Annotated in this window: 27 protein-coding genes and 2 tRNA genes; 9 read left to right on the top strand and 20 right to left on the bottom strand. The window is 42.1% G+C overall.

Translation table 11 applies throughout. The annotated features are described in order from the left end of the window. Positions 1 to 13: 13 nt before the first annotated feature. Positions 14 to 2104, bottom strand: a complete 2091-nt coding sequence (locus tag OLM34_RS10740) for a ComEA family DNA-binding protein (protein WP_264407230.1) — start codon at positions 2102 to 2104, stop codon at positions 14 to 16. A 161-nt stretch (positions 2105 to 2265) separates the two neighbouring features. On the opposite strand from OLM34_RS10740, the gene OLM34_RS10735 reads away from it, so the two are divergent. Next, positions 2266 to 3675 (top strand): MltF family protein, encoded by a 1410-nt coding sequence (locus OLM34_RS10735; RefSeq protein ID WP_264407228.1) that lies wholly within the window; start codon positions 2266 to 2268, stop codon positions 3673 to 3675. On the opposite strand, the gene OLM34_RS10730 is transcribed toward OLM34_RS10735, so the two are convergent. From OLM34_RS10730 to OLM34_RS10690, 9 genes are all read right to left on the bottom strand, one after another. After that, positions 3672 to 4754, bottom strand: coding sequence for a GDP-L-fucose synthase family protein (locus OLM34_RS10730; RefSeq protein WP_264407227.1), 1083 nt, complete (start codon positions 4752 to 4754; stop codon positions 3672 to 3674). The two genes, OLM34_RS10735 and OLM34_RS10730, sit on opposite strands and share 4 nt — an antisense overlap. A gap of 11 nt (positions 4755 to 4765) precedes the next feature. Then, positions 4766 to 5827 (bottom strand): GDP-mannose 4,6-dehydratase, encoded by a 1062-nt coding sequence (gmd, locus tag OLM34_RS10725; protein WP_264407226.1) that lies wholly within the window; start codon positions 5825 to 5827, stop codon positions 4766 to 4768. A 188-nt stretch (positions 5828 to 6015) separates the two neighbouring features. After that, positions 6016 to 6555 (bottom strand): RNA methyltransferase, encoded by a 540-nt coding sequence (locus tag OLM34_RS10720; protein ID WP_264407225.1) that lies wholly within the window; start codon positions 6553 to 6555, stop codon positions 6016 to 6018. Positions 6556 to 6563: 8 nt separating this feature from the next. Then, positions 6564 to 7301 (bottom strand): glycosyltransferase family 2 protein, encoded by a 738-nt coding sequence (locus OLM34_RS10715; protein ID WP_264407224.1) that lies wholly within the window; start codon positions 7299 to 7301, stop codon positions 6564 to 6566. Next, a complete protein-coding gene (locus OLM34_RS10710) occupies positions 7298 to 8029 on the bottom strand; it encodes a class I SAM-dependent methyltransferase (protein ID WP_264407222.1) in 732 nt (243 codons plus the stop codon). Before OLM34_RS10710 ends, OLM34_RS10715 begins: the two co-directional genes overlap by 4 nt. After that, positions 8013 to 9248, bottom strand: a complete 1236-nt coding sequence (locus tag OLM34_RS10705) for a glycosyltransferase family 4 protein (RefSeq protein WP_264407221.1) — start codon at positions 9246 to 9248, stop codon at positions 8013 to 8015. Before OLM34_RS10705 ends, OLM34_RS10710 begins: the two co-directional genes overlap by 17 nt. Next, a complete protein-coding gene (locus OLM34_RS10700; RefSeq protein WP_264407220.1) occupies positions 9245 to 10126 on the bottom strand; it encodes a glycosyltransferase family protein in 882 nt (293 codons plus the stop codon). The genes OLM34_RS10705 and OLM34_RS10700 overlap by 4 nt, the downstream gene beginning before the upstream one ends. Before the next feature lie 12 nt (positions 10127 to 10138). Further along, positions 10139 to 10963, bottom strand: coding sequence for an MBL fold metallo-hydrolase (locus OLM34_RS10695; RefSeq protein WP_264407253.1), 825 nt, complete (start codon positions 10961 to 10963; stop codon positions 10139 to 10141). A 201-nt stretch (positions 10964 to 11164) separates the two neighbouring features. Then, the gene (locus tag OLM34_RS10690) at positions 11165 to 12115 is read right to left on the bottom strand and encodes an NAD(P)H-dependent flavin oxidoreductase (RefSeq protein WP_264407219.1); all 951 of its coding nucleotides are present in this window, start codon (positions 12113 to 12115) and stop codon (positions 11165 to 11167) included. A gap of 144 nt (positions 12116 to 12259) precedes the next feature. On the opposite strand from OLM34_RS10690, the gene purD reads away from it, so the two are divergent. From purD to OLM34_RS10675, 3 genes are all read left to right on the top strand, one after another. After that, positions 12260 to 13540: a phosphoribosylamine--glycine ligase gene (purD, locus tag OLM34_RS10685; protein WP_264407218.1), complete on the top strand. Its 1281-nt coding sequence runs from the start codon at positions 12260 to 12262 to the stop codon at positions 13538 to 13540. Between the two features lie 39 nt (positions 13541 to 13579). After that, entirely contained in the window at positions 13580 to 14599 is a 1020-nt protein-coding gene (locus OLM34_RS10680; RefSeq protein ID WP_264407217.1) for a hypothetical protein, read from the top strand. Positions 14600 to 14660: 61 nt separating this feature from the next. Then, positions 14661 to 15164, top strand: a complete 504-nt coding sequence (locus OLM34_RS10675) for a DUF4251 domain-containing protein (RefSeq protein WP_264407216.1) — start codon at positions 14661 to 14663, stop codon at positions 15162 to 15164. Positions 15165 to 15204: 40 nt separating this feature from the next. Here OLM34_RS10675 and OLM34_RS10670 read toward each other — a convergent pair. After that, positions 15205 to 15286, bottom strand: a tRNA-Leu gene (locus OLM34_RS10670). A 42-nt stretch (positions 15287 to 15328) separates the two neighbouring features. After that, positions 15329 to 15931, bottom strand: a complete 603-nt coding sequence (purN, locus tag OLM34_RS10665; RefSeq protein WP_264407215.1) for a phosphoribosylglycinamide formyltransferase — start codon at positions 15929 to 15931, stop codon at positions 15329 to 15331. Between the two features lie 154 nt (positions 15932 to 16085). On the opposite strand from purN, the gene OLM34_RS10660 reads away from it, so the two are divergent. Genes OLM34_RS10660 through rnc form a run of 3 tightly spaced genes read left to right on the top strand, consistent with a single transcriptional unit; the run spans position 16086 to position 18450 of the window. After that, positions 16086 to 16322: an acyl carrier protein gene (locus tag OLM34_RS10660; protein WP_264407214.1), complete on the top strand. Its 237-nt coding sequence runs from the start codon at positions 16086 to 16088 to the stop codon at positions 16320 to 16322. Between the two features lie 18 nt (positions 16323 to 16340). After that, positions 16341 to 17603 (top strand): beta-ketoacyl-ACP synthase II, encoded by a 1263-nt coding sequence (fabF, locus tag OLM34_RS10655; RefSeq protein ID WP_264407213.1) that lies wholly within the window; start codon positions 16341 to 16343, stop codon positions 17601 to 17603. A 1-nt stretch (position 17604) separates the two neighbouring features. Further along, on the top strand, positions 17605 to 18450 hold the full coding sequence (gene rnc / locus OLM34_RS10650; protein WP_264407211.1) for a ribonuclease III: 846 nt from the start codon (positions 17605 to 17607) through the stop codon (positions 18448 to 18450). Positions 18451 to 18471: 21 nt separating this feature from the next. Here the strand turns inward: rnc and OLM34_RS10645 are convergent, their stop codons facing one another. The 5 genes from OLM34_RS10645 to surE all read right to left on the bottom strand — a co-directional run bounded on the left by OLM34_RS10645 (position 18472) and on the right by surE (position 23046). Then, entirely contained in the window at positions 18472 to 19491 is a 1020-nt protein-coding gene (locus OLM34_RS10645; protein WP_264407210.1) for a 6-phosphofructokinase, read from the bottom strand. A 131-nt stretch (positions 19492 to 19622) separates the two neighbouring features. Beyond that, positions 19623 to 20432 (bottom strand): ABC transporter permease, encoded by an 810-nt coding sequence (locus OLM34_RS10640; RefSeq protein ID WP_264407209.1) that lies wholly within the window; start codon positions 20430 to 20432, stop codon positions 19623 to 19625. Further along, on the bottom strand, positions 20425 to 21099 hold the full coding sequence (locus tag OLM34_RS10635) for an ABC transporter ATP-binding protein (protein ID WP_264407208.1): 675 nt from the start codon (positions 21097 to 21099) through the stop codon (positions 20425 to 20427). The genes OLM34_RS10640 and OLM34_RS10635 overlap by 8 nt, the downstream gene beginning before the upstream one ends. Before the next feature lie 8 nt (positions 21100 to 21107). After that, positions 21108 to 22259 carry a lipid-A-disaccharide synthase gene (lpxB, locus tag OLM34_RS10630; protein ID WP_264407206.1) on the bottom strand — a complete coding sequence of 384 codons (1152 nt, stop codon included), beginning with the start codon at positions 22257 to 22259 and terminating at the stop codon, positions 21108 to 21110. Between the two features lie 4 nt (positions 22260 to 22263). Continuing rightward, positions 22264 to 23046 carry a 5'/3'-nucleotidase SurE gene (gene surE, locus OLM34_RS10625; RefSeq protein WP_264407205.1) on the bottom strand — a complete coding sequence of 261 codons (783 nt, stop codon included), beginning with the start codon at positions 23044 to 23046 and terminating at the stop codon, positions 22264 to 22266. A gap of 221 nt (positions 23047 to 23267) precedes the next feature. Here surE and OLM34_RS10620 point away from each other — a divergent pair, with 221 nt between their 5' ends. Beyond that, the gene (locus OLM34_RS10620; protein ID WP_264407203.1) at positions 23268 to 24899 is read left to right on the top strand and encodes an alkaline phosphatase; all 1632 of its coding nucleotides are present in this window, start codon (positions 23268 to 23270) and stop codon (positions 24897 to 24899) included. Between the two features lie 186 nt (positions 24900 to 25085). Beyond that, a tRNA-Lys gene (locus OLM34_RS10615) sits at positions 25086 to 25158 on the top strand. Positions 25159 to 25623: 465 nt separating this feature from the next. Here OLM34_RS10615 and OLM34_RS10610 read toward each other — a convergent pair. The 3 genes from OLM34_RS10610 to OLM34_RS10600 all read right to left on the bottom strand — a co-directional run bounded on the left by OLM34_RS10610 (position 25624) and on the right by OLM34_RS10600 (position 26645). Further along, on the bottom strand, positions 25624 to 26076 hold the full coding sequence (locus OLM34_RS10610; protein WP_264407201.1) for a DUF5106 domain-containing protein: 453 nt from the start codon (positions 26074 to 26076) through the stop codon (positions 25624 to 25626). A gap of 3 nt (positions 26077 to 26079) precedes the next feature. Then, positions 26080 to 26286 (bottom strand): hypothetical protein, encoded by a 207-nt coding sequence (locus tag OLM34_RS10605; protein ID WP_264407199.1) that lies wholly within the window; start codon positions 26284 to 26286, stop codon positions 26080 to 26082. A 221-nt stretch (positions 26287 to 26507) separates the two neighbouring features. Continuing rightward, entirely contained in the window at positions 26508 to 26645 is a 138-nt protein-coding gene (locus OLM34_RS10600) for a hypothetical protein (RefSeq protein WP_264407197.1), read from the bottom strand. Positions 26646 to 26811 lie beyond the last annotated feature (166 nt).

Below are 26811 nucleotides of genomic sequence, written 5' to 3'. Positions count from 1 at the left end.
ATAAAAGCAACTATCAAAATTTCCATCGAAAATAGGTGTAAATGTCTGCGCGCAGGTTCCCATCGATTTGCTCCGTTCCCGAGCCAAGGGTATTTCTGTCTGAATAGCGGGTAACTCCTCCTTTCACCGATAAAATTACGTTCCGAAGGATAGCGTATCGTGCCGAAAGCGTTATTCGGATTCCTTTTCCGTAAAATGACGGCATATAAAAAGTGTTCAAGATATTACGTTCGTAAGAATATACGCGTGTGTTATAGGTGTCGGTGTGGAAGTAACCTACAAAAAAGTCACCCGAAATCTTGTTATCCCCACTATATCCAATATTCTGAGCGAGGATATATCCATATTCCTTGGGGAAGTATTTTGTCCGATACCTATTTACGTCGACGGTTGTGTGCATGTTCCATCCATTTTTGAAGGTGCCTGTGTAACGTAAACGGATTTTATGCGTCATATAAGGAAGAACCGAGGTTGTTGTGTTGTTGGGGTAAGTCGTGTTTTTTTCTTTTCGTTTTATTTTATAACGGATATCGAATAGGGAATTTTTCGAAAAAGAATAGGAAGTCATCGCATAAAAATCAACGGCCGATGAAGGTTTATTGATATTATATCGGAGCCAAGGAAATCGGGCGATATCGATAAACATGGTCAATGAAGTACGGGGAAAAGGATAAAGGGTTGAACCGATATACAGGCCTTCTTCGTTTTGGATATGGCTGCTTTCCGAAAATGCGTTTGCATAGCTTGCTTGAAATGCTTTCGAATAGTTTCTGTAGAGCAACGAAACGGATTCAATATGAGGCGTTGCCGGCTTCCATTCTATTGCATGTATTGTAGCCGCTGCTCCGTTTTGCGATATGGCCGTTTCGCCCGCTAAAACAAGACGGTAAAAACGATACGAATAATCTATACTCCCATTTGTGTTCATGCTGTCGCGCAGATAATAGGTATTGTAATCATGCAATACAGGGTTGTACATGCGGTTGTAACGATAGTATAAACCATTGATTCCGATCTGAAATCGGTTGTTGCTATAATGTATGTTCATGCCTGTCACTTCCTCGCGGGTATTGTTTTTCTTTTCCATATCCAGGGGTACACGATGATAGCCATCGGTTTTGAATGAGGTGATGTTCCCTTCTTCGGAGATAGTGGCATCGATGTACTTATTGGAATAAAAGGCAGTAATCATGATATTTTTTATTCCTATCGCTGCTGCAGCCCCTCTGAAAAAGCCGTTTTCGGCAGTAGAAAAATGGCGCTTAGGTTTTATGGTATTGCGAATCACGGTGTTGGATGTTCCTGATTTTGAGATCATGAAATCGTTGTTAAGCACCAATCCCTGACCGAATGATAATCGATAATCGCCTAAGGCCAACGTTTTCAGTATTCCCCTATCGCGTACGATCAGATGAAAGCCGTAATGGTCGTATCCTTTAGGATAACCGGTTTTTAGGAATGGTTCACCGGCGTCTTTTTCGCCGACAATGCCGAACTGGATTTTGTCCTTATAAGCAAACGAATATTTTAACGACGTGTAAAAATCTTCTCCAAGGTATTTTCTGTTGGGATAACGTGCGAGAATACTATCGGAGAAACATCCGTAACCGGCACGCTGCGTCAGGGTTTTATCGAAACGGTTTTGAATCTCGTTTTTGCCATTTTTTATTATTTCACCCAGTGTTTCTTGTTTTCGATCGCCTACTTCTCCTACGTAAAAGAAAGGGAGTATACGTTCTATTGTTGCATAATCCAATGCAAGTACATTCCTTAATTCATAAACAGTATAAACCGGTCTGTTTTTCTCCAGAAAATCGGCTATCGCCCATGCCTGGTCAATCGAAAGAAGCGGAAATCGTTGCAATTCATCTCGGGTCACGGCATTCAGGTTTATCGGATTATTTTCGAGGGAAGTAAGCTCTTCGTACATGTTTTCGATAGTTGTTCCGTCCGTTCCCTCTTCGGCCAACTGTTCAAGATATTCACGCCACGTTTGATTTTGCCCTTTCACTTGAATCTCTATACCTTCAAAAAGAATTATGAATAGCAAGGTAAGTATACGATATTTCGTAGGTATTGATGCTAGCGTCTTTCTTCTTTCCATTGTGCAAAAGTAAAGATTTTTTGTGAGTTTATGTGAATATCTGTTGTTTTATTCCGCTTTCAGCCGTAACGTTAGTTAAAGCAAATTGACTAACAGGTACTTGGCGAAAGAGATTTTTTGTACCTTTGTGGTCGTTTTTTAGATCGTATACGCATAGAAGGATGAAGAAGAAACAGCTATCTATTTTTTTAAGGTATGCCGTGCCGGTACTTCTTGCAGCAATGTCGATTTCCTGCATGAGGAACAAGAAGAAAACTTCAACGTCCGATTTTCCTCAGATTATGGAGCGAGATACGCTTAGGGTGCTGACACTGAATACTTCCATTTCTTATTTTATCTATCGTGATCAACCGATGGGGTATCATTACGAAATGATCAGCGATTTTTGCAATAAACATGGTTTAATTCCTGAGGTTGTTCTTGCTCATAATTCAGAGGCATTGGTAAGCATGTTGAATAACAACAAAGGCGATGTTATTGCGTATAATGTCCCGGTGGATAATACCTTAAAAGATTCTCTTTTGTATTGCGGATTGTCCGAGATCTCACATCAGGTACTGGTGCAGAGGGCCGAAAGAGGGGATACATTATTAAAAGATGTCACTCAATTGATCGGTAAGGAAGTATATGTGAAGTCCGGCACTAAATATTATGACCGGCTGGTGAATTTAAACGAAGAGTTAGGCGGGGGGATCATTATAAAAGATGTAGATAAAGACACCATTGTGGAAGAAGATCTTATTCGGATGGTAGCAAATAGGGAAATCGATTATACAATTGCCGATGAACATGTAGCGCGTCTCAACAAAACCTATTTTCGGAATATCGATGTGAGTCTTGTGGTAAGTTTCGATCAACGTTCGTCGTGGGCAGTGCGAAAAAATACACCCATTCTGGCAGATTCGCTTAATCGTTGGTTTGCCCGTGTAAATATAGAACCTACCTATCAGCGCATTACTAAACGGTATTTTGAAGAAGCAAAACGATTTGAGAGAGGTGGAATCTCATCGTTTGTGACTTTTTTAAAGCCCGGACAAATTTCGTCTTTCGATCATTATTTTAAGCAGTATGGTAAAAAAATTGGCATCGATTGGCGGTTATTGGCTTCAATTGCCTATTATGAATCTTCCTTTGATCCTCAAAGTCGTGCATGGACGGGAGCCGGTGGGGTCATGGGCTTAATGCCGGTCACGGCTGCGAACTTTGGCGTCAAGGGCAACTTGCTTTATGATCCCGAAAAAAATATAAAAGCGGGGACCGAGTATCTGAAGACATTATTGGTTTCCTTTTCTTCGGTGAAAGACAGTATGGAACAGGTGAAAATGGCGTTAGCAGCCTACAATGGCGGCATCGGGCATGTGTTTGATGCTCGGGCACTTGCCGAGAAGTATGGAGCCGATAAAGATAGATGGGATGGGAATGTGGAGAAATATTTACAACTGAAAAGGCTGGAACAATATTATGAAGATCCCGTGTGCAAAATGGGGTATTTTCGTGGAGACGAAACGATTGAATACGTGCGTAATGTAATGGATTTGTGGGGAGTATATAAAACGAAAATAAAGGATTAAAAGTGCGTTTGTTCGTCGATATACCAAGCGTATATTCTTTCCACCCCTTCTTCAATTTCTATTTTGTGCTGCCATCCCAATGCATGTAATTTGGAAACATCCGTCAATTTGCGCATTGTGCCATCGGGTTTTGAAGGATCGAAAACGATACTTCCTTCATAGCCGATGGTTTTTTTAATAAGTTGAGAGAGATTATAGATGCTGATTTCTTTGCCTGTACCGATATTGATATGACAATTTCGAATTTCTGTTTTGCCTTTTGCCAAGTCTGCAAAATCCACATTCTCCATGATAAAGACACATGCATCGGCCATTTCTTCGCTCCAAAGAAATTCCCTCATGGGTTTTCCGGTACCCCATAGTATCACCTTATTGCTTAAAATACCATATTTTCCCAGAACACCAAGGATTTCTTCTTTCGGACTTTTCCCCGAAATGTTTTCAACAGGTCGTGTATTCAAATCTTTCCGCAGACCATCCCAATTATTGGTCATGAGGCATTTGCCCAGATGGATTTTTCTGATCATGGCAGGTAAGACATGACTTTTTTCAAGGTCGAAGTTATCGTTTGGTCCGTAAAGATTCGTCGGCATCACGGCGATGTAATTTGTGTCGTACTGAATATTGAAACTTTCGCACATTTTCAACCCTGCGATTTTTGCAATAGCATAGGGTTCATTGGTGTATTCGAGAGGAGAGGTCAGCAAAGTCTCTTCACTCATGGGTTGAGGTGCTTCTTTGGGATAAATGCAAGTGCTTCCCAAAAAAAGGAGTTTCTTTACGCTATGGCGAAAACTTTCGCCAATCACGTGGTTTTGTATCTCCAGATTACGATAAATGAAATCGGCACGATAGGTATTGTTAGCAACAATACCGCCCACATAAGCAGCGGCAAGAAATACATATTCGGGTTGCTCTTCGTCGAAAAAATGTTTTACGGCATCGCCATCCAATAAATCCAACTCGTTGTGGGTGCGCCCGACAAGATGGGTATATCCTTTTTCTTCTAATTTTTTCCAAATTGCCGATCCTACCAAACCGCGATGACCTGCAACGTAAATTTTTGATTGTTTTTCCATTAAACTGCCTATTATCGGTGTTTTTTTACAAATTCCATATCATGCTTTACCATGAGCTTTACCAAATCTTCAAATGAAGTTTTTTGCGGATTCCATCCCAATACGTTTTTTGCTTTACTTGGATCACCCTGTAGTTGTTCTACTTCAGCCGGGCGAAAATATTTCGGATCAACTTCCACCAATACTTTTCCTGTAGCCTTATCGATTCCTTTCTCTTCAATACCTTTCCCTTCCCATTGGAGCTTGATTCCGATTTCGGCAAAAGCCAACGTGCAAAATTCCCTGACGCTGTGCATCTGACCGGTGGCAATAACAAAGTCTTCGGGTCTATCGTGTTGCAGCATCAACCACATGCATTCTACATAGTCTTTGGCATAGCCCCAGTCACGCTTTGCATCTAAATTTCCGAGATACAACTTATCCTGCAAGCCTTGAGCAATACGGGCCACAGCAAGGGTAATTTTTCGACTTACAAAAGTTTCTCCCCGTCGTTCGCTTTCATGATTGAACAGGATTCCGTTTACGGCAAACATACCGTATGATTCACGGTAGTTTTTGGTAATCCAGTAGCCGTATAGCTTGGCTACACCATAGGGACTGCGGGGATAAAAGGGCGTGGTTTCCCGTTGGGGTATTTCCTGCACCAATCCAAAGAGTTCGGAAGTAGATGCCTGGTAAATACGGGTTTTATTTTCTAGTCCCAAAATGCGCACAGCTTCCAGCAGACGGAGGGTGCCTACTGCATCAGTTTCGGCTGTGTACTCAGGTACATCGAAGCTAACTTTTACATGACTTTGTGCTGCCAAATTGTAGATTTCATCGGGTTGGATGTTCTGAATAATACGTATCAGCGAACTTGAATCGGTCATGTCGGCATAATGCAGGTTAACAAGACGTTGTTGGCGCATATCGCGCACCCATTCTTCAAAGTACAGATGTTCGATACGGCCGGTGTTGAACGAGGAAGAACGACGCAGTGTTCCGTGGACTTCATACCCTTTTTCGATCAATAGTTCGGCAAGATATGATCCGTCTTGTCCTGTTATTCCGGTGATTAAAGCTTTTTTTTTCATTGAATTTTGTTTAGTTGTTAGCGATCATCGGGAAAGTCTTTCCACCATTTTTTGACTTTATTGTTGCAAATTTACTAAATTCTTCTTTTCAACTATTAATTTGGTAAAAAATTACCAGAAGAAAAGCAATTTAGAAGTAATGTTGATTATAAGAGATGATGAGGATTAATCACTTTAGCCGATAAATTCTATTTTAATCTTTTAAAAAAATCCCATACCACTATGCCGGTTGCAACCGATATGTTGAGCGAATGTTTTGTTCCATATTGGGGAATTTCGATGCTTCCATCCGAAATATCGATTACTTCTTGTTGTACACCATGCAATTCGTGACCAAGAACGAGGGCATACTTCCCGTTTTTGTCAATCTGTATTTTTTCGAGAGATAGGCTGTTTTTGGTCTGTTCCACCGAAAACACCGCGTATCCCCTTGCTTTGAGTTCATGAACTGCTTGCAAGGTTTCATGATAATATCTCCATTTCACTGAATCTTCAGCACCCAGTGCCGTTTTATGGATTTCGGCATTGGGAGGTGTAGCCGTGATTCCGCAAAGCAGAATCTCTTCCACTCTGAAAGCATCGCACGTACGAAAAACGGAACCAATGTTGTTTTGGCTGCGCACGTTGTCGAGTACGATAACTAAGGGGATTTTTTTTGCTGCTTGAAATTCTTCAATACTGATGCGGTTAAGTTCTTCAACTTTTAGTTTTTTTCGCTGACTTGCCATAATTGTCCTTATTTCTCCGGTTTAATAATTGCCCTAATAACAAACCAGATATGGTATAAAAAGGTAGAAACTTTACCATAATGTTTTTCCATAATGCGGTAACGCTCTCGTAGAGAGGCTTTCCGGTTGGCAGTGGTCGTGCCTGCATTGAGATAATTGACCAGGATCATGCCGGTGTTGTGAATGTTTTTTGCCTTTTTCATCATCCGGATGCACCAGTCGAAATCGGCTGAGAACCGATACGATAGCTCATAGGGTTCAACGATTTCTCGTTTAACAATAAATGCCTGATGACAAACTACCATACCGAGTTTGAAGCTTTTCCATGTGAGGGTTTTCGGTGCCCGCAAACGGCGCATATGCAAGAAATGGCCGTTATCGTCAACGATTGCCGTTTCCCCATAAAGAATGTCAGGGAAAGCATTCTTATCAATCGTATTGAACATTTTTTCCACGGTATCAACATTATAAAAAGTATCGCCTGCATTTAAAAAGCAGAGATAATCACCGGTTGCCATTTTAGCTCCCTTGTTCATGGCATCATAGAGCCCTTTGTCGGGTTCACTCATCCATTTTAATCGTTCGTTTTCATACCGGTGAATCAGCGCTACTGTGCCATCGTTTGAATTTCCGTCGACAATGATATGCTCAATAGCGGGATAGGTTTGTTCCCGGACGCTTTTCAGCGTTCGCTCCAACGTGTGCTCGGCGTTGTAAGTAACCGTTATTACCGATAGTTTTTTCATTTTCCGGCGTATATGGCAACAAATGGTGATAGGAATTGTCCTTTAAACGGGAATAATTTTATTGCATAACTCAGCGTCTTTACAAGTTTTTGTTTACCCTTGTTTTCGGGTTTCGGTTCAAGCCATAACATGGGTTTACCGATATATTCAATGCGAACATCTTTTAATCCGAATGTTTGTATAATTTCTTGTAAATAAGGTATTTCCATGGAGTGAAGGTTGTGAGCGTTCAGATTGTCTTTATCGAACCAACGTTGGATCAATCCATTCAGTCCCCGAAAATTTGGAATAAGAATAAGTAGTTGACCGTTTTCAGAAAGTAGATCGATGTGGCGACAGATAACATCGTGTGTATTATGAAAATGCTCCACAAAACCGGATGAAAATACGATATCGTATTTTTTATCGGACGAAAACTTGAAAAAATCAGCGTTAATGCACTGTATCGTATTTTCAGGTATGTGATTTAATTTTTCAAGTTTTCGAACTATTTTGCTATCCATGTAAAAATCAAGGATTGTTACATCAGTGATGCCTTGTTTATAAAAATAGGCTGCATATATCCCGGGAAATCCTCCAATTTCGATAAAACTTTCACCTTGTTTCAAGAGAGGCATATATTTTTCGAAAACCACTTTGTCGGGAATTCTATCAAAGCGGTAGTTTTTCCAATAGTCTTGCCAGTCTGATTGTGTGGTGATATTGTTATCGTTATTGTTGTTGGTCATATACTTTTTTATATTGTTCGGCAATTTTTTCTTGAGCGTATGTATTTAATGTTTTTTCCCGAGCATTGGCAGAGAGTGTTTCGGTATCGGCTTCAAATAATGTCCAAAACAAGCCTTTGGCCAGATCATCCGCATTTTTGTATTCGGCCAGGTATCCCGTTTTCAAATGGTCGATCATTTCGGGAATGCCGCCGATACGAAATCCCACGCAGGGTGTGCCGCATGCCATAGCTTCCATAATGGTATTGGGCAGATTTTCCTGCAACGATGGGGTGACAAACACGTCGGCAGCATTATAGATATCGGGCATGTTTTCGGGAGCAACAAACCCCATGCTTTGAGCAGGCAGAGCAAGTCGGGTTTCGATTTCTTTTCCGTTGTTGCCGGCGATAAGGAATAGGACATTATCGGTATGCTGTTTCATTAATCGGCTTGCCTCACTGAGGTAATCCATTCCTTTGCGTTTATCGGATGTTTTTACGGCAGCAAACAATACGATTTTTTTATCGAGAGGCAATTGCAATTTTTTGCGTGTACTGATTTTGTCTTTTGGGCAATAGTGTTGGGTATCGATGGGGTTGGGTATCGAAATTACCCTGTGAGCTGTGGTAAGCGGACTTTTTTTGGCCAGGTCTTTCAACCAGTTGCTGCAGGCTACGAAGGTGATGTACCCCGATGAATAAACTGCTTGTTTTTGTTTGAAAACTTTACGGGAAAGATCATGGGGTGAGGCGTCAACAAGATAGGGGCATAAGCCGCATGTCTGTTGATAGTTTGTGCAATTTCCGGCATGATGGCAAATGCCGGTAAAAGGCCACATGTCGTGCATGGTCCATACAACTTTTTTCCCGGAAGCAAAAATATTTTCCAGCTCTTTTAATGACAACATGCCCTGATTAATCCAGTGCAGATGAATGATATCGGCATGCTTAAATTCGGGGAGTTCGGTTACAGAAACGCCGGTATTGGCAATGGATATGTCGAAAAGATTTTTTCGGGAAAAACGATTTGTCATGAATATTTTTCCCCGTTCCCAAAGAAAATTCCACTCGTTTATGGTTTTATTGCCGACTTCAATCACGTTGCCGTTGGAAGAACGTTTATCCCGCACGAGCATGTTGACGTTCATTCCCTTGGCTTGCAAGGCATTCATTAGTCGGAAAGCCGCAATGGCAGCTCCGCCATGCAAATCGGATGTGCTGATGAGAAGGATATTCATTTTACGAGTCTTCTTTTGACTTTAGCCCAAAAAGAATTGGTCTTTCTATAGTAACACTCAAATGCTTTTCGGGCATTTTCGTTTTCTTTGATTTCCGATACTTCTGTTAAGAGTTCTCTATCGTATAAATCGGTGACATAAATGTTGCTGCTGCCACTATGTGTACCTGTTCCATCGAAGCCGATGTTTTGCACCAGCGACTTTCCGGCGTTGGCAGAAAGAATATCAGCCAAAAAAAGAGAAGCATTCCATCGGATAGCCCACGAATCGTTGTCACCCCTCACCTGTTGGCGTAGTATACGTGTGTAAGGATAACTTCCGTTGAAATCGAATGTTTTGGTCAGTTTCCTTCTTTCCAGTTCGTAAAGAAGATATTCACCGTCGGGGTTAAAATATTTCCATGCTCTTTCCCATGTTCCCCATCCCCAGCTCCCGGTCCACTTGATTAAAAATAGATCGGGAAGTCCCATATTTGGATAGCAGTAGCCATGTACATGCCCGATTTTTTCTTCTTTTCCAAATTTATTCAAGACATCATTCATAAAAGTCAGGAAGAATGGCGAAGTGATCAGGTCATCTTCCATGACAATCACTTTTCCATATTCGTTGATTACACGGGTTACTCCTTCTATAATATTGGTGGCCAATCCTTTGTTTCCCGAATTTTCCTGAATTCGGATATCTTTGAATCCGTCAAGCGAGTGAATGACCCTTCGAACCTCTTCAACCTGTTGCCGGTCTATCTCATTTTTATACCCGTCCGAAAAAACAAAAAGCGTACTTTCTCTGCTCAGCGGGTTTTTCCGTAATGCATCCAGCATTTGTTTGGTATGTACAGGACGATTGTAGGTAAACAGGAGAACAGGTGCAAACATCATAATGAAACAGGTTTAGAGTTCGGTTTTTAAAGATAATGTATTTCTTTTCAGCACTTGCAGTGATACTTCTATTCCCACTTTGATGCCTTTCTCGACAAGTTGTCTTTCTACTGTTTGTAAAGCCAGGTCGGGATGGTTGTTATTGCCGCTGAGATGGCAAAGCCATATGTTGCGGAGCTTAGATGAATAGTTGGCCGCCAGAAATTCGGCAGTTTGTCGATTGCTCAGATGGCCTGAGCCTGAGGAAATGCGCTGTTTCAAGGGATAGGGATAACGGCCGTTTTTGAGCATATCTTCATCGTAGTTGCTTTCGATAACCAGATGGTTGGCTTTACAAATGTAGTGAGCCACTTCTTCGGTGATAGATCCTGCATCAGTTACCAGCGTAAGATTATGGCCTTCAAACTCAAAAAAGTATCCGGCATTGTCGATGCTGTCGTGAGGTACATCAAAAGCAGTAATTTTGAAATCTTCGATTTGAAAAGGAACTCCTTTTTCGATATACCGTGTAGAACCGTTCAGTCGGGTTTTTGTAAGGGGAGAATTGGCAATACCGTGATGTACTTGTCGAGTAGCATAAACAGGGATATGGAGCTTTTCCCCCAGATAACCTACCGATTTGATATGGTCATAATGATCGTGAGTAATCAGAACGGCATATATGGAAGAAAAATCGATACCGTATTCGGCAAGTCGTTTTTTTGTTATTCGAGGTCCGATGCCCGCATCAATCAGCATTCCGTAACGACTGTTGCCCAGGTAATAACAATTACCCGAGCTGCCGCTACCCAAGCTGAAAAAAGTAAATTGTTCCGAAGGAAAGAGTTCTTGTTGCATAATTACCGCAAAGATAATTATAATTGCCAAGTGTCGAAATTTTCTTATTTCGAAAAATCATCGAAATAGCACGGAATATGTTCGTGTACATATAGAGATTAATTTCTCCGGGATCAACCGATTATTTTCTTGAGCGAAAATGTTTCCCGAAAAACAAGATAAAAAAACCGTAAGCAGTGTAAGCTGTAATTTTTTCATCATTTAAAATTGTTGTAGATACAGCGACTGAACGGTTTTATTATAATGGGCAATGATTTCATCAATTACTTGTTTTGCAGGAACAATTTCGGTAATCAATGAAGCAATCTGTCCAATTTCGAGTTCCCCCTCTTCAAGATCTCCTTCAAAAATGCCTTTTTTTGCACGGCCGTATCCCAAGAGTTGTCGCAGTTCATCGGGAGAAGCTCCCCGATCTTCCAGTTCCTGTACTCGTTTATAGAATTGATTTTTAATGAGGCGAGTTGGGGATAATTTTTTTAAAGACAAAATGGTTTCGCCTTCGTTCAGAGCGAGGCATCTTTTTTTGAATGCTTCGTTGGCTGAACTTTCTGTGGTCAGGGCAAAGCGTGTCCCTATTTGCACCCCTTCTGCTCCGAGTGCAAAAGCAGCAACCATACCTTCGCCTGTGGCAATACCACCGGCTGCAATTAGTGGCAGATCAATAGCTTTACGTACCAAGGGAACGAGAACAAAGGTGGTGGTTTCTTCTCGACCGTTATGCCCTCCGGCTTCGAATCCCTCGGCGACTACTGCATCCACACCGGCTTCTACGCACTTTTTTGCATATTTCGATCCTGCAACAACATGAGCAACAATGATATCGTGAGATTTGAGTTTTGATGTCCATGTCATCGGATTCCCGGCTGATGTAAAAACAATCGGCACTTTTTCTTCTATCACGATTTGCATAATTTCTTCTACCTGAGGATACATCAACGGTATGTTTACCCCAAAAGGCTTATTGGTTGCAATCTTACACTTTTGAATATGTTCTTTTACTATTTCCGGATGCATTGACCCGGCGCCGATTAATCCCAATCCCCCGGCATTGCTCACTGCCGAAGCCAATCGCCATCCACTGCACCATGCCATCCCTCCCTGGATAATAGGGTATTGGATGTGAAAGAGGGAAGTGATTCTGTTTTGAGCCATGTTCTTTTGATTTTGCATATTGCAAATGTAGTTTTTTTTGGCGAATGCCACTCTATAGTAAAAACTTCTCTTTAATTTTCGTAATTTTTTATTAGCTTTGTGACATCAATTTATGAAAACAATTTTGTAATTATCTATAGGTATATGAATGTTTTACTGTTGGGATCGGGTGGAAGAGAACATGCACTTGCTTGGAAAATGAGGCAAAGTAAGGAACTGAATAAACTGTTTATAGCCCCGGGTAATGCAGGTACAGCAGCTATCGGTACAAATATTCCCTTAGGCGTGACCGATTTTGGCAGCATAAAAAAATTTTCGCTGGAAAATGATATCGATATGCTTGTAGTAGGTCCGGAAGATCCGTTAGTGCAGGGGATTTACGATTACTTTCAAAAAGACGAAGATCTTTGTCATATTGCTGTTATCGGCCCTTCCAAACGAGGAGCACAACTGGAAGGAAGCAAAGACTTTGCAAAGGAATTTATGATGCGTCACAATATTCCTACGGCTCAACATACAACCGTTACTCTTGAAACTGTGGAAGAAGGCAACCGTTTTCTCGAATCGTTGCAAGCGCCTTACGTCTTGAAGGCCGACGGTTTGGCTGCAGGGAAAGGAGTTCTCATTATCAATGATTTGAATGAAGCCAAACACAAACTTTGGGAAATGCTGAACGGTATGTTCGGTGCTTCGAGTCGTAAAGTAGTGATCGAAGAATTTTTGTCGGGAATTGAATGTTCTTTTTTCGTGCTTACTGATGGTAAATCATATAAAATATTGCCAGAGGCTAAAGATTATAAGCGGGTAGGAGAAGGAGATACCGGTTTAAATACGGGGGGAATGGGAGCAGTTTCGCCTGTTCCATTTGTGGATGAAGCATTTAGGGATAAAGTTGAGAAACGAATTATTATTCCCACAATTGATGGATTACGGAAAGAGTCAATCGATTATAAGGGGTTTATTTTTTTCGGATTAATTAACGTAAATGGCGATCCTTATGTTATTGAGTATAATGTTCGAATGGGTGATCCCGAAACTGAAGTGGTCTTGCCGAGAGTTAAATCGGATTTGCTGACACTTTTCTCAGGTGTGGCTATGGAAACATTGGACAAACAATCCCTGGAAATTGATAACCGTTTTGCGGTTACAGTGATGATTGTTTCGGGAGGATATCCGGGAACATATGAAAAGGGGAAACTGATTTACGGGTTGGATGAAGTTGATGACAGTATTCTTTTTCATGCCGGGACCACCCTTACAGAAGAAGGTGTATGTACATCAGGCGGGCGAGTTATTGCTGTTACCTCATTTGGCAATACATTGCAGGAGGCGTTGACCAAATCTTACGAAAATGTGAAAAAGATCTCTTTTGAAAATATGTATTTTCGCAGCGATATCGGGTTTGATCTTCTGCGGTTTGTGTAAATGATTTTTTTCTTTATATTATGCTTACCAAGAATGCAAATGGACAGACTAGTAAGGAGTTTCAAACATAACATTGTCGAAGGACGTTTTGTGGGGGTTGTTGTGGCAATCGTAGTTATTGTCATGCGTGTATTGATGTTTTTGAATGGAGAACTCCATCAAAACGAATTTTTTGATTCGGGGTATGTATGGAAATTTCTTGCCCCTTTCTTTTCCGATCGGCGAATATCTTTTGCAGCTTCCACGTTCTCTGTTTTCATCATTGCGGGAATCATTTCCCAACTCAATCACCGTTTCAACATCATAAGAACACATACGAGTTTGCCGTTTATTGTTCCCCTTGTCCTTTTTAGTCTGCATCCTCATTTTCTGCAAATGATACCGGATTTTGTGGCCGTTTTTTTTATGTTGTGGGCGCTGTTCCCCCTATTAAATTCGTATCATCAATCCGAACCCCAGTTATTTGCTTTTCAGGCTGCCATATTGATCGGCATAGCCGGTGTTTTTCAAATTTATGCCCTTCTTCTTTTGCCGTTGTGGTGGCGTGGCGAAATGATGATGAGGGGATTTAAGTTTAAATCGTTGTTAGCTTCATTGATAGGCGTAGGATTGGTTTATTGGATGGTTTTTGCTTTGCTTGTTTTCTTGGGACGGGTCGATACGTTTCTTGCTCCTTTCGATTTTATCACCCGGGTATCCCTAGTGCAATTTTCCGAATTTACGGTTTCAAAATGGATATTTTCAGGAATGATTTTTGTATTTCTTTTTACCTTTATTATTCTTGTACACCGAAAATCTTCCCATGACAAGGTGCTGACGCAAATTCTCTTTGGGTTTCTTAACTTTCTGATCATTTGCGCCGTTGTCTTGCAACTTCTTTATTGGTCAACTACTCTTTTTTGGTTTACTATTACACTCACTTTGCTCTCTTTCCTTATCGCTTATTATTATTCGTTGGTTGAAAGTAAATGGCAGGTTTATTCGTTTTACCTCATCTTTAGTGCATTTATTTTGATTTATGGTGTCAATTATTTTTCAATTATGCCGACTTTTTTATAACAAAACAAGGATGTTGAGCGTTTATAAAAGAGGGATTTGAATAGAAAAAGGAGACATTCTCATGAAAAAACAAATTTTTTATGCTGCTTTTATCTTTTTTTTCGGTTTGATTTTTCAGACAGGATGCGGCACTGCTCAATCCGCAGCCGAAAAGAAAGCTAAAGCTGCCGAAATCGGTCAAAAAATAAACGATTTTGAATTTACGTTTAAAGCTACGTATGCATATCCGACCGGATATCGATCAATTTATCTGAGCCCATATTATTATTTGAAAGTATCTAAAGATACTGTCGTTGCTTATTTACCTTATTATGGGCGTGCATATACGGCTCCTATGGACCCTGCAGAAGGAGGTATTAAATTTACGAGTACCGATTTCGAATATGAAGTAAACAAAGGTAAACGTGAGGGGAATTGGCAGGTTCGCATAAAGACACACGATACAGATCGTGAAATCGTTTTATACGTTGATATTTGGGAAAATGGGTCAGCCCGGCTCGATGTAACGGATCCCAATCGACAGGCCATCTCATTCCAGGGAAATATCGAAATGAAAAAGGAATAAAAAAGAGGGTGAAATCACCTGGTGATACGCCCTCTCTTTGTGCGGCTGAAGGGACTCGAACCCCCACGCCTTTCGGCACCAGATCCTAAGTCTGGCGCGGCTACCAATTACGCCACAACCGCAAATTGGAAGCAAAGATAACACTTTTTTCCTGCTGCTGCAATTTATTGTTCGTCGTTTTTTTTATCGATTCCTCCGCAGGCCTGTTTTGCTATTTTTTCGATTACCTGCGGATAATATTCATATTCCAACCGGTGTACCCGTTGAGCTAATTCTTCGCATGTATCGGAAGGAAGAACCGGACATCGAGCCTGAAAAATAATGTCGCCTTCATCGTATCGCTCGTTCACATAATGGATAGAAATACCCGACTCTTTTTCTCCTGCCTGAAGCACAGCCTTATGCACATGATCGCCATACATGCCTTTCCCGCCATATTTGGGCAACAATGCCGGATGTATATTGATAATGCGTTGGGGATAAGCTTTCAAAATAGAATCGGGTATTTTTAGCAAAAAACCGGCTAATACAATGAAATCGATTTGATATTCACGTAATTTTTGAAGGATTGGATCTCCCTTTTCAAATTCGTCTTTGGAAAAAGTATACGAAGGGACTCCCCAATTTTTTGCTCGTGTATGAACATAAGCGTTTGCCTTGTTCGATATGATGAGGGCAACCCTTATCTCTTCATTATCTTTGAAATACCGAATGATATTTTCGGCATTTGAACCATTACCCGACGCAAATACAGCTATTTTTATCATATTAATGCGTAAATTTATGCACAAAAAATGCAAAAATGTGCAGTTATTTTGAATTTATTGCCGAAAATGTTATGTGATTCCGGAAAAAATACGTTACTTTGCATCGCAAATTTAGAAATAAAATTTTTTTATTTATTAATTAATATCGAAAATTATGTCTGAAGTAGCACAAAGAGTAAAATCGATTATCGTCGATAAATTGGGTGTTGAAGAATCTGAAGTAACAGAAAATGCAAGTTTTACTAATGATCTGGGAGCAGACTCTCTTGATACGGTTGAATTGATCATGGAGTTCGAAAAAGAATTCAATATTTCCATTCCCGATGATCAAGCAGAAAAGATTTCTACTGTGGGCGATGCTATCGCTTACATAGAGCAACACGCAAAATAATTCGTTTTCAATTCATTTATGGAAATTAAAAGAGTAGTAGTAACAGGTCTGGGAGCCGTTACGCCTCTTGGCAATGACGTTGTAACGACGTGGAAAAATGCCATTGCAGGTAAGAGCGGTGCCGGACCTATTACTCAGTTTGATGCATCGTTATTCAAGACTCAATTTGCTTGCGAAGTAAAAGACTTCGATCCGAACGAACTTTTTGATCGAAAAGAGGTAAGAAAATACGATCGTTATGCACAATTGGCTATTAAAGCCGCCAAAGAAGCAATAGAAAATTCGGGGTTGGATTTCGAAAAAGAAAACACCGATCGTATTGGCGTAATTTTTTCGGCAGGTATCGGTGGAATAAAAACATTTGAAGAAGAGGTGGGAGGTTATTATCTCGAAAAAGATAAAGGTCCTCGTTTCAATCCTTTTTTCATTCCGAAAATGATAGCAGATATAGCCGCAGGTCATATCTCTATGATTTACGGACTGAGGGGCCCGAACTATGCAACTGTTTCGGCTTGTGCCTCTTCTACCCATGCTATTGCCGATGCATGCAATCTTATTCGGTTGGGGAAAGCCAATGTAATTGTCAGTGGCGGTGCGGAAGCTACTATAAGTGCTTCAGCTGTAGGCGGGTTCAATGCGATGCATGCCTTATCCACGCGTAATGATTCACCGGAAACGGCTTCACGTCCGTTTAGTGCAAGTCGCGACGGATTTGTAATCGGTGAAGGTGCAGGGTGTGTTGTTCTCGAAGAGATGGAACATGCCATTGCTCGTGGAGCAACCATTTATGCCGAAATAGCAGGAGAAGGCATGTCGGCCGATGCCTATCACATTACTGCTTCTCATCCCGAAGGATTGGGAGCTAAGTTGGTTATGCGTAATGCATTAGACGATGCCGGAATGCGACCGGAAGATATCGATTACATCAATGTGCATGGAACATCGACTCCGGTGGGAGATATTTCCGAGGTGAAAGCTATCCTGGATGTTTTTGGGGATCACAGTTATAAACTGAATATCAGTTCCACTAAATCGATGACGGGTCATCTGCTTGGCGCTGCCGGTGCCGTTGAAGCAGTGCTTACGATATTGGCGATGCAGAATTCCATTGTTCCGCCGACCATTAATCACACAGAAGGAGATGATGATCCCGAAATTGACTATAATCTTAATTTTACATTTAACAAAGCTCAAAAAAGAGAAATTAGAGCTGCGTTATCCAACACATTTGGTTTTGGAGGACACAACGCGTCTGTAATTTTTAAACGATTTAAAAAATAGCGTGTTCAGAAAATTAGGCCGACAGATGCGGGCTATCCCTCATAAAGGGAAAGAGCCTTATCTGTCATTTTACAAAATTCTTGGATTTTATCCCGATCGTATCGATTTATACAACGAAGCTGTTACCCATAGATCTTCACCTCTACGTACAAGTAACGGGAAATGGGTAAACAATGAACGCCTTGAATTTTTGGGAGATGCCATTCTTGATGCGATTGTTGCCGATATCCTTTACAAGGAATTTCGAAACAAAAAGGAGGGCTTTCTTACCAGCATGCGTTCGCGTATCGTTCAGCGTGATACGCTGAATAAATTGGCTGTCGAGTTGGGATTGGATAAATTGATTGTGTCTTCTACACGAAATTTGGCCCATAATACCAATATTTACGGCGATGCACTCGAAGCTATTATCGGTGCCATTTATCTGGATCAGGGCTATCGTGTGGCAAAGAAATTTGTATTCGAAACGCTCATCAAACAACATTTGAGCATAGAGGAAGTCATGAAATCGGAGGTTGATTTCAAATCCCGATTGATCGAATGGGGGCAGAAAAACAAAATCGACGTAAATTTCAATGTTATAGAATCTTCATACGATGAACAAAACAATCCTGTTTTTGTATCGCGTGTTTCTGTTGGCGATATGGAGATAGGTACCGGCGTCGGATATTCCAAAAAAGAATCGCATCAGATGGCTGCAAAACAAGCCATCCAACGCATTCGCGAGGATAAGGCTCTTCAACAAACTATACTGGGAAATACAAAAAAAGCCGCTGACGAAAAACCATCTGAGCCGGGAGAAACGAATTTTGATGAGTTGAACGAAGAATTTTTATCCGAACCGTAAGGATTCTGTTTACCACATTATTTATCGAACGCCGAAAGATATACCCATTTTTTTACCTTGAACCACCAGTGGAGTATCGGGTGTTACCAACCGAAGTTTTCCTGCTACTTCTTTAAGAGGAACGTCTGTAATTTCGTTCCTGATGTTTGCAACCATACGTCCAAATTTCTTTTCGTGGATAAGTTGCGCTGCATGCCCTCCAAACAAGGTTCCCAGATTGCGGTCGTAAGGAGACGGGGATCCTCCCCGTTGTATATATCCGAGCACTGTTTCCCGGGTTTCGAAACCGGTTTGTTTTTCAATTTCACGAGCAAAATAAATGGCAGGGCGCTCTTTTCTCTTTGGAATTTTTATACCTTCAGCAACAGCTACAATGGAATATGCTTTCCCAACTTCCATCCTTTTTTTTATTTTTTCGAGAATTACCTCCATATCATAACCCAATTCGGGAAGCAAGATGATGTCGGCACCCCCTGCCATACCGGCAAAAAGGGTTATCCAACCGGCGTGATGTCCCATCAATTCAATAACCATGACGCGGCGATGGGCACTTGCCGTGGAATGCAATCGGTCGATAGCTTCAGTCGCAATATTTACGGCCGAATCGAATCCGAAAGTAACATCGGTGCCGTACACGTCGTTGTCAATGGTCTTCGGTATTCCCACCACGTTTAAACCCAATTGCGAAAGCATCCATGTGGTAAGTTGCGTACCGTTTCCTCCGATACAAACCAGTCCATCCAGATTCAGTTCGTGATAACATTTTTTTATTTGTTCCCGATCTTTTTCGTCGGGAGAAGTAATCATTTTTCTGAAAACCTTTTCACGTGTCGTTCCCAGGATGGTTCCTCCTAAATTGAGGATCCCCGAAAGAGATGGATCGGTAAGCTCAATAACATCTTTATAAAGTAAACCCGAAAAACCGTTGAGAATTCCGATGACTTCCATTCCATAATGATTGATAGCCGTTTTCCCGACCCCTCTGATTGTTGCGTTTATTCCCGGACAATCGCCTCCTGAACTTAGAATACCTATTTTCATGTGTGTGCTGTTATTTTCGGATTAATTTCTCACAAAGGAAATAAAAAAGGTCAAATAATGGCTCATAAAAACTATTTTCCCTTGAAATCTTTTTTGATCTTCGAATTGAAAAACCGCAGATAGTGCGGCGATTATTCCTTCGTGACTGTTTCTTCGGGCAAGAGCAGTTGTGCGTCTTTATTGAAAAAGACTTTATATGCCCTGTGAACAAAGATCAGTACCGTGAATGCCACACTGCCGAGAATTCCCAGCATAATGGCAATTTGGTATTTGATGGCAATCAGAGGAGAAGTGCCCGAAAGGATTTGTCCGGTCATCATTCCGGGAAGGAAAACAATGCCCATCCCCAACATCGAGTTGATGGTGGGCAGGATGGAAGCATCGAAAGCCTTATTGACAATATCTTTCGATGCCGTTTTTGGAGTTGCTCCCAGCATGAGCGCCCCTTCAATCCGATCGCGTTCTGTTCGCATGCTGTCAATCAGTCGGTTGATTCCCAGGGATATACCCGTCATGGAATTGCCAATGAGCATGCCTGCTATAGGGATGAAGTAGCGAGGATCGTTCCATGTGTTGCTGCCAATTACAACAAGCAGAAAATACATCAAACTGATAGTTGTTCCTCCACCGAGCGAATAGGCGATTATTTTTTTCAACTCCCGGTTCAACGGCACTTTCACCCTTTTAAAGGTGTTATTTATGGCGAATCCTTCCATCAACAGGAAGAGAAGAATCAAGAACCAAAAGGAAGGATGATTGAAAAGATAAATGAGTATGTAGCCGGCGATAATCAGTTGCAGTGTCATGCGGATGGAAGACATCACGATGATTTTTTCGCGTTTTATTCCCATTATGCGCACGATAACAAGGAGCACAATCACATACGCATAGGCTGCCATAAGCTGCCAGAGTTCAATATCGACGATTCCGCTTTTATTCATGATGATTTTGTTTTATGGAAACAATTTCTCCATTTTCTATTTCAATTATTTCTTCGGCATATTTTTCTGCCATCGGTATGGAATGGGTTACAAAAATAATTGTCGACCCGTTTCTTTTTCCGAAATCCATTATCTTTTGCATCACCTCGTCTTCCGTGTCTTTGTCGAGTGCCGACGATGGTTCGTCGAGTAACCAAACGCTAGGTTCCATCAGCATTACCCGTGCAAGCGCAAGACGTTGTTTTTCTCCTCCCGACAATTGATGTGCCGGTTCGTCGAGTTTTTTGTCGAGACCCACAACCTGCAACATATTCATGAGCCGGTCATCGGAGGGAAGTTCCTTTTCCGAGAATTTAAGACCGATCAGCAGATTTTCCCGAATATCTCCTTCAAAAATCACCGGTGTTTGGGGCATCATAACCACTTCGCGACGAAGGGTTATCGAATCGATGGCCTCCAATGGAGTATCCCGATAATAAATTGTGCCACTGTCCGGTGAAATCAATTTGTTCAATAGTTTCAACAGGGTAGTTTTCCCGCTGCCACTTTTACCGACAATGGCCGTGGTTTTCTTTTCTGTGATTGCCAGTTCCTTTATGTAAAGGATATCGTTGAATTTTACCTCCTTGAGCGTGAAAACAGGTTTTTCGTTATCCGGTGATTCCATATGCTTTTTTATTGCGGTTGGATGATTGTTCCCTTTTTTATCTTTTCGAAGATGATTTGGGCAGCTCTGTCCGAAGCGCCGGGACCACCCAGTATTTCGCGCATTTCCCGATAATTTTCCAGCATGGTTTGGCGGTACCGCTTAACAAATAAAAGGCGGTACAATTCTTCCCGGATATTTTCGACGGTAAAAAACTTGGCAAACAGTTCCTTTACCACTTCTTTGCCGCAAATCAAATTGACCAGTGAAATATAAGGGGTGTGCAAGATATGGCGAAAAGCCCAATAAGCGAGATGCGGCAGTGGGGTTTTGTAGCATACGGCTTGTGGAACATCGAGCAGTGCGGTTTCAAGTGTTGCCGTTCCCGAAGTCACCAGGGCAGCATCGGCTTGTGCCAGTATACGGTAGGTTTGTCCAAAAAGCAAGGTTGCCGGTTGCCCGTCAATAAAACGATTATAGAATTCCGCATCGATTCCCGGCGCTCCTGCGATGATGAGTTGATATCCGTCGAAGCTTTTTGCAGCCCGCAACATCGTAGGCAAATTAGCCGAAATTTCCTGTTTTCTGCTGCCGGCAAGCAGTGCGATAACGGGTTTGCTTTCCAATTGATTTGCCTTGACAAATTCTTCGAATGTTTCGTTCCGATACGCTCTTTCGTTTATGCTGTCTACTGTCGGATTGCCCACATAGTGTACTTCATAGTGGTGTTTTTTGAAATAATCCACTTCAAAAGGGAGGATACAAAGCATCTCATCGACATACTTTTTGAATGATTTTACCCGATATTCCTTCCAAGCCCACACTTTCGGCGAAATGTAATAATGTACCGGGATATGGAGCTTCGTTTTTACGAATTTGGCTATTCGAAGATTGAAACCTGGATAATCGATGAGGATCACCACGTCGGGGCGATAGACGGTAATGTCTTTTTTGCATTGACGGATAGCCTTTGTAATCGAGCCGAGATGGGTGATAACAGGGAGGAAACCCATATAGGCCATTTCGCGGTAATGCTTGACAAGCGTACCTCCTTGAGCCTGCATCAAATCGCCACCAAAGTAACGAAAATCGGCATCGCTGTCCACTTTTTTGAGCGACTCCATCAGATTCGACGCATGCAGGTCGCCCGATGCTTCTCCGGCAATCAGGTAGTATTTCATTGTTTTACTTTGAGTAGGATTGTTGAAATTCCCATTGTTGAAGATGGGGGATAAAATCGTAAGCCGTCATGTCTATTTTCACGGGCACGATGGCTGCATATCCGTTTGCCAATGCCCATTCGTCGGAGTTGTGATTATTGCCTTCCCAATTTTCGAAGTTGCCCGTCATCCGAAAAATATCGCGTCCCATTTCATCCTGCATCTTGAAATATTCATTCACCCATTTTCCTTGCGTTTGGGTAGCGATTTTTATGCCTTTTACTTCCCCTTCGGGGATATTCACGTTCAGACAAATACCTCGAGGTAAACCTTCTTCCAGTACTTTCATGGCTACTTTGCGTGCTATCCGGCAAGCCGTGGAAAAGTCGGGATCGCTTTGGTGGTTACACAACGAAACTGCCACTGAAGGAACATTAAAAATGCAGCCTTCGATAGCGGCACCCACCGTTCCCGAATATAATACGCTGATTCCCGCATTCGATCCGTGGTTGATTCCGGAAACCACCAGATCGGGTTTGTATGGCATAAACTCGTTCAACGCCAGTTTTACGCAATCTACCGGTGTCCCGTTACAAGCATACCATTTGATATTATCCGTTTCTTTCACTAATTCGCTATACAATGGGGTATTCGATGTAATGGCACACGACATGCCCGAGCGTGGCCTGTCCGGCGCAAAAACAACAATATTTCCCAAGTCTTTTAATGTTTCAACTAACGATGAAATGCCTTGAGCTTCATATCCATCGTCGTTCGTTACCAATATGAGTGGTCTTTTTTCGGCCATAGTATCTCTAATTTTAGATGAAAGACAAAATTAACAAAATTCGAGCATTATTCCTTCTTTTCGTTGGTTACAAAATTGTTAAATCCACAATTTTCATTCCAATCCAACAATTGCCGCTTCTATTTTTCCCTTGTAAAATATTATCGCTATTTTTGTATCCCGGGAAAAAAACGCTTCTACGGCTAATTCTTTTGATTTTAGTAATGCAAATCAATGAAAATATGAAAAAAACGGTATTGTTATTTTATGTGTTTGTCTTTTCGGTCTTTGCTTTTTCGCAGCAAGTAAGGCCGGTAAAGAATGTTATTGTGATGATCCCCGACGGAACCTCCATCGGTGTATATTCTGCTGCGCGTTGGTACAAAATGTACAATGAACTCGGTGAGGCGCTCAATATCGATCCCTATATCACGGGAACGGTCACTACCTTTTCGTCCAATGCACCCATTGGCGATTCGGCACCTACCAGTTCGGCATATGCAACCGGTGTCCTTCAGCAATCGGGCAACGTAGCCATCCATCCCGAAGCCGATCCCGGGAAAGACATTTATCCCGTCGATACCTCGCGAACCTATCAACCCGCAGTGACCATTCTTGAAGCATCGCGCATAGAAAAAGCAAAGGCAACGGGACTGGTGGTTACCTGTGAGTTTCCTCATGCAACACCCGCCGATTTTTCGGCGCATTATTACAATCGGGGAAGCTATAAAGCCATTGCTCCGCAAATAGCCTATCAAAATCTCGATGTGATGTTCGGCGGAGGAACGGGGATATTGACCGACGATATCCGGCAGCACTTCAACCATAACGGCACCACGTTGATCGAGAACGATAAACAGGCGCTGATGAATTATACAGGGAAGGGAAAGGTATGGGCGCTTTTCGGCGAAAAAGCACTTCCTTACGATTTGGATAGGGATCCGGAGAGAATCCCCTCGCTTGCCGAAATGACGGAGAAAGCGTTAGAAGTGTTATCGCAAGATGAAGATGGATTCTTTTTGATGGTGGAAGGCAGCCAGGTGGATTGGGCAGCCCATGCCAACGATCCGGTGGGCATCATTACCGAATTTCTTGCTTTCGATGAAGCAGTGGGGAAAGTGATGGATTTTGCCCGCAGTAACGGTGAAACGGCAGTAATTGTTCTTGCCGATCACGGAAACAGCGGCTTCACCATCGGTTCTTCCCGTTGCAAGGGATACGATAAATTATCGCTTGCCGAACTGTTTTCGACCGTTTCGCAATGCAAGCTCACCGCTTCGGGTATCGAGTCGGTATTGGTAAACACACGGCCTGAAAACGTGAAAGGCGAATTCAAGAAATACACCGGCATCGATTTGACGGATGAGGAGGTTGGGATGTTGCTCTCGTCAAAAAACTATAAGGCGAGCGATTACACTCAGGTAAAAAACAGCAACAACATGTTGAACAATATTGTGAATATCCTGAATGCGCACATGTGTTTCGGATTCACAACCGGCGGACATACGGGCGAAGAGGTGTTGCTTTCGGCTTATCATCCTTTTGGTGATGTTCCCCGCGGTCATCTCTGCAATCGCGATGTGAATGCCTATTTGGTCGAGGTTTCGGGATTGACTACCCCGTTGCACGAACTCTCCGACCGCATTTTTGCCAAGCATACGGACGTTTTTGCGGGAATGCGCTATACGATTGACAGCAGCAATCCCGATTTCCCCGTCCTGAAAGTGAAGAAAGGAAGAAACACGCTGGAGATAAAAGCTTTTTCGTCGGTTGGTAAATTGAACGGCAAGCCTTTCGATATCGGGTCGGTCGTGGTGTATATCGACAAAAACCATACATTTTATCTTCCGCAAGACCTTGCCAAGAAGCTGTAATTTCGAAAACAGAAGAAAAACGTGCCTCATATAGAAAAATTGGGGAGAGAATAAAATCCTGCCGTGGGCACGTTTTTATGTAATTTTTTGACAATAGATCGGCGATATGCTTCGATCAAAAAACTTGCTTTTGTGTTGAAATATGAAAAATAAAAACGTATCTTTGCACTGCCAAAAAAGAAGAGCGACTCCGTAGCTCAGTTGGTAGAGCAATTGACTCTTAATCAATGGGCCGAGGGTTCGAGTCCCTCCGGGGTCACATAAGAAAGCGTCCAATACACCGATGGGCGCTTTTTTATTATCAAATACCCCTATAACGTTTGTAATCTCTTCCGTAAATCTGTAATATGCCACATGCAAATGGCTGTTTTTCGGCAAAGTGAATTCCCCGATTTTAATTTGATGAAAGTTTACCGGGTTGTCCAATTTTTTTTCATTTACTGTAAATGTATCGTCCTGATTTTTGTTTACATTGAGTGTAAACCTATTTCAGGACGAGACACACCTTCTCCGTACCTTCGCCGTACCAAGGCCGTACCATCCTCGCTCCATGCTTGCATCAGGGTTGCGTCGAGTCCGCATGACAATCGTGCGGTTTATGTAGTGTACATGCGGGTTTCACGTATCATCAAGCTGCGGAATCCGGAGCGGTTGTCCCTGCCTTGGAGCGAACAAACAGCGAAGGAGGAGCGAAGAAGGAGCGAAGGAGAGGCGATAAAAAGGTCTAAAACCCATCTGTCGAACAAAAACGTGGGGAGCCAATACTCCAATGTCCGAAAAAAGAGGTGCCGTCGGGAAGGGTGTACTCGAAATCGGTCGCTTTGGTTCCCGGTTGGTTTTTCTGCACCGTTTTCAACAGCATCTTCGGGCGTATTTTATGGGTTTCGTCGATGCCCGGAGAACGGATGACGGTCCGGAGAAAATATTCGAAAAGTTGTTCGTTTCTCATCGGCGAATTGGGATCGTAAAGGTATTTTTCGGCGAGTTTGTCGAAATAAAGCACCATTTCGGTGCTTACGGCAGCTTTGTCCATGAGGGCGGCAATGCCTTTTTCTGCCGTTTTGTAAGGTAGGTTGTTGAGGATATAGACAAAGTCGGCGAAAGCCTGTTCCGATACCTGTGGCTTGCTTATCGGGGAGGTGTCGTTGAAGGGGAAGTTATCCCAATAATGTGCCATCAGCTACTCGGCTTTTGCTGCCGGAGTATTTGCCGATAGAGGGATCTCGGTCGTTACGGATGTTTCGGTCGGAGAGGCTGCTTTGCTCTCCGAGGGTTTATTTTTTGTGGAGCAGCTGCCCCATGACAGGGCAAAAGAAAATGTGCCCAGCATACAAAGCACTTTGCGTGTTGTGCCTACGAGTTTTTCCATTTGTCCGAGACTTTCCATGACTTGATTTTGTTGTTACGCAAACATACGGCGTAAAAAGATTCTCAAAGTTACATCATAATTTTTAAAATCGAGTATTTATTGCCGCAATACCTTATCATCGATTTCTCTATAGTTTGTCCACTCTTTACAAGTAAATTAGCTGTCCTGAATAGATTTCAGATAGGGGGCGCTGTCGAGAATGCTACACTTTTTTACGTTAACAGATGGATTTTTAACTCTCAGTTATATTTTTTCAATAAATCGTCAGAAAATATCTCCACCAATGCCCGTGCGATAATTAAATCCTGTTCCACCTGCGCATCGATAGGCCAAGGTGCTTGTGACTTCCATTCGTTTATATATCGTAGCGGTATCATAAATCACTTTCAATTCGGACGTTTTTAATCACTTTCCACCACTACTGTCCCGTTAAGATTTGAGGTCTCGAAATAATTCGAGTTGACCGTCGTCAGACGAGACATTTAAATTTGGTTTGTTGAACAATTCACGAACCGGTATCTTCTCAAACAACATAGTTCCTAT

The sequence above is a fragment of the Anaerorudis cellulosivorans genome (genome assembly GCF_025943985.1).
GTDB classification, from domain to species: Bacteria; Bacteroidota; Bacteroidia; order Bacteroidales; family Dysgonomonadaceae; genus Anaerorudis; species Anaerorudis cellulosivorans.
Note: the sequence above shows the minus strand (reverse complement) of the source record. Positions and strands in the feature narration are given on the sequence as shown.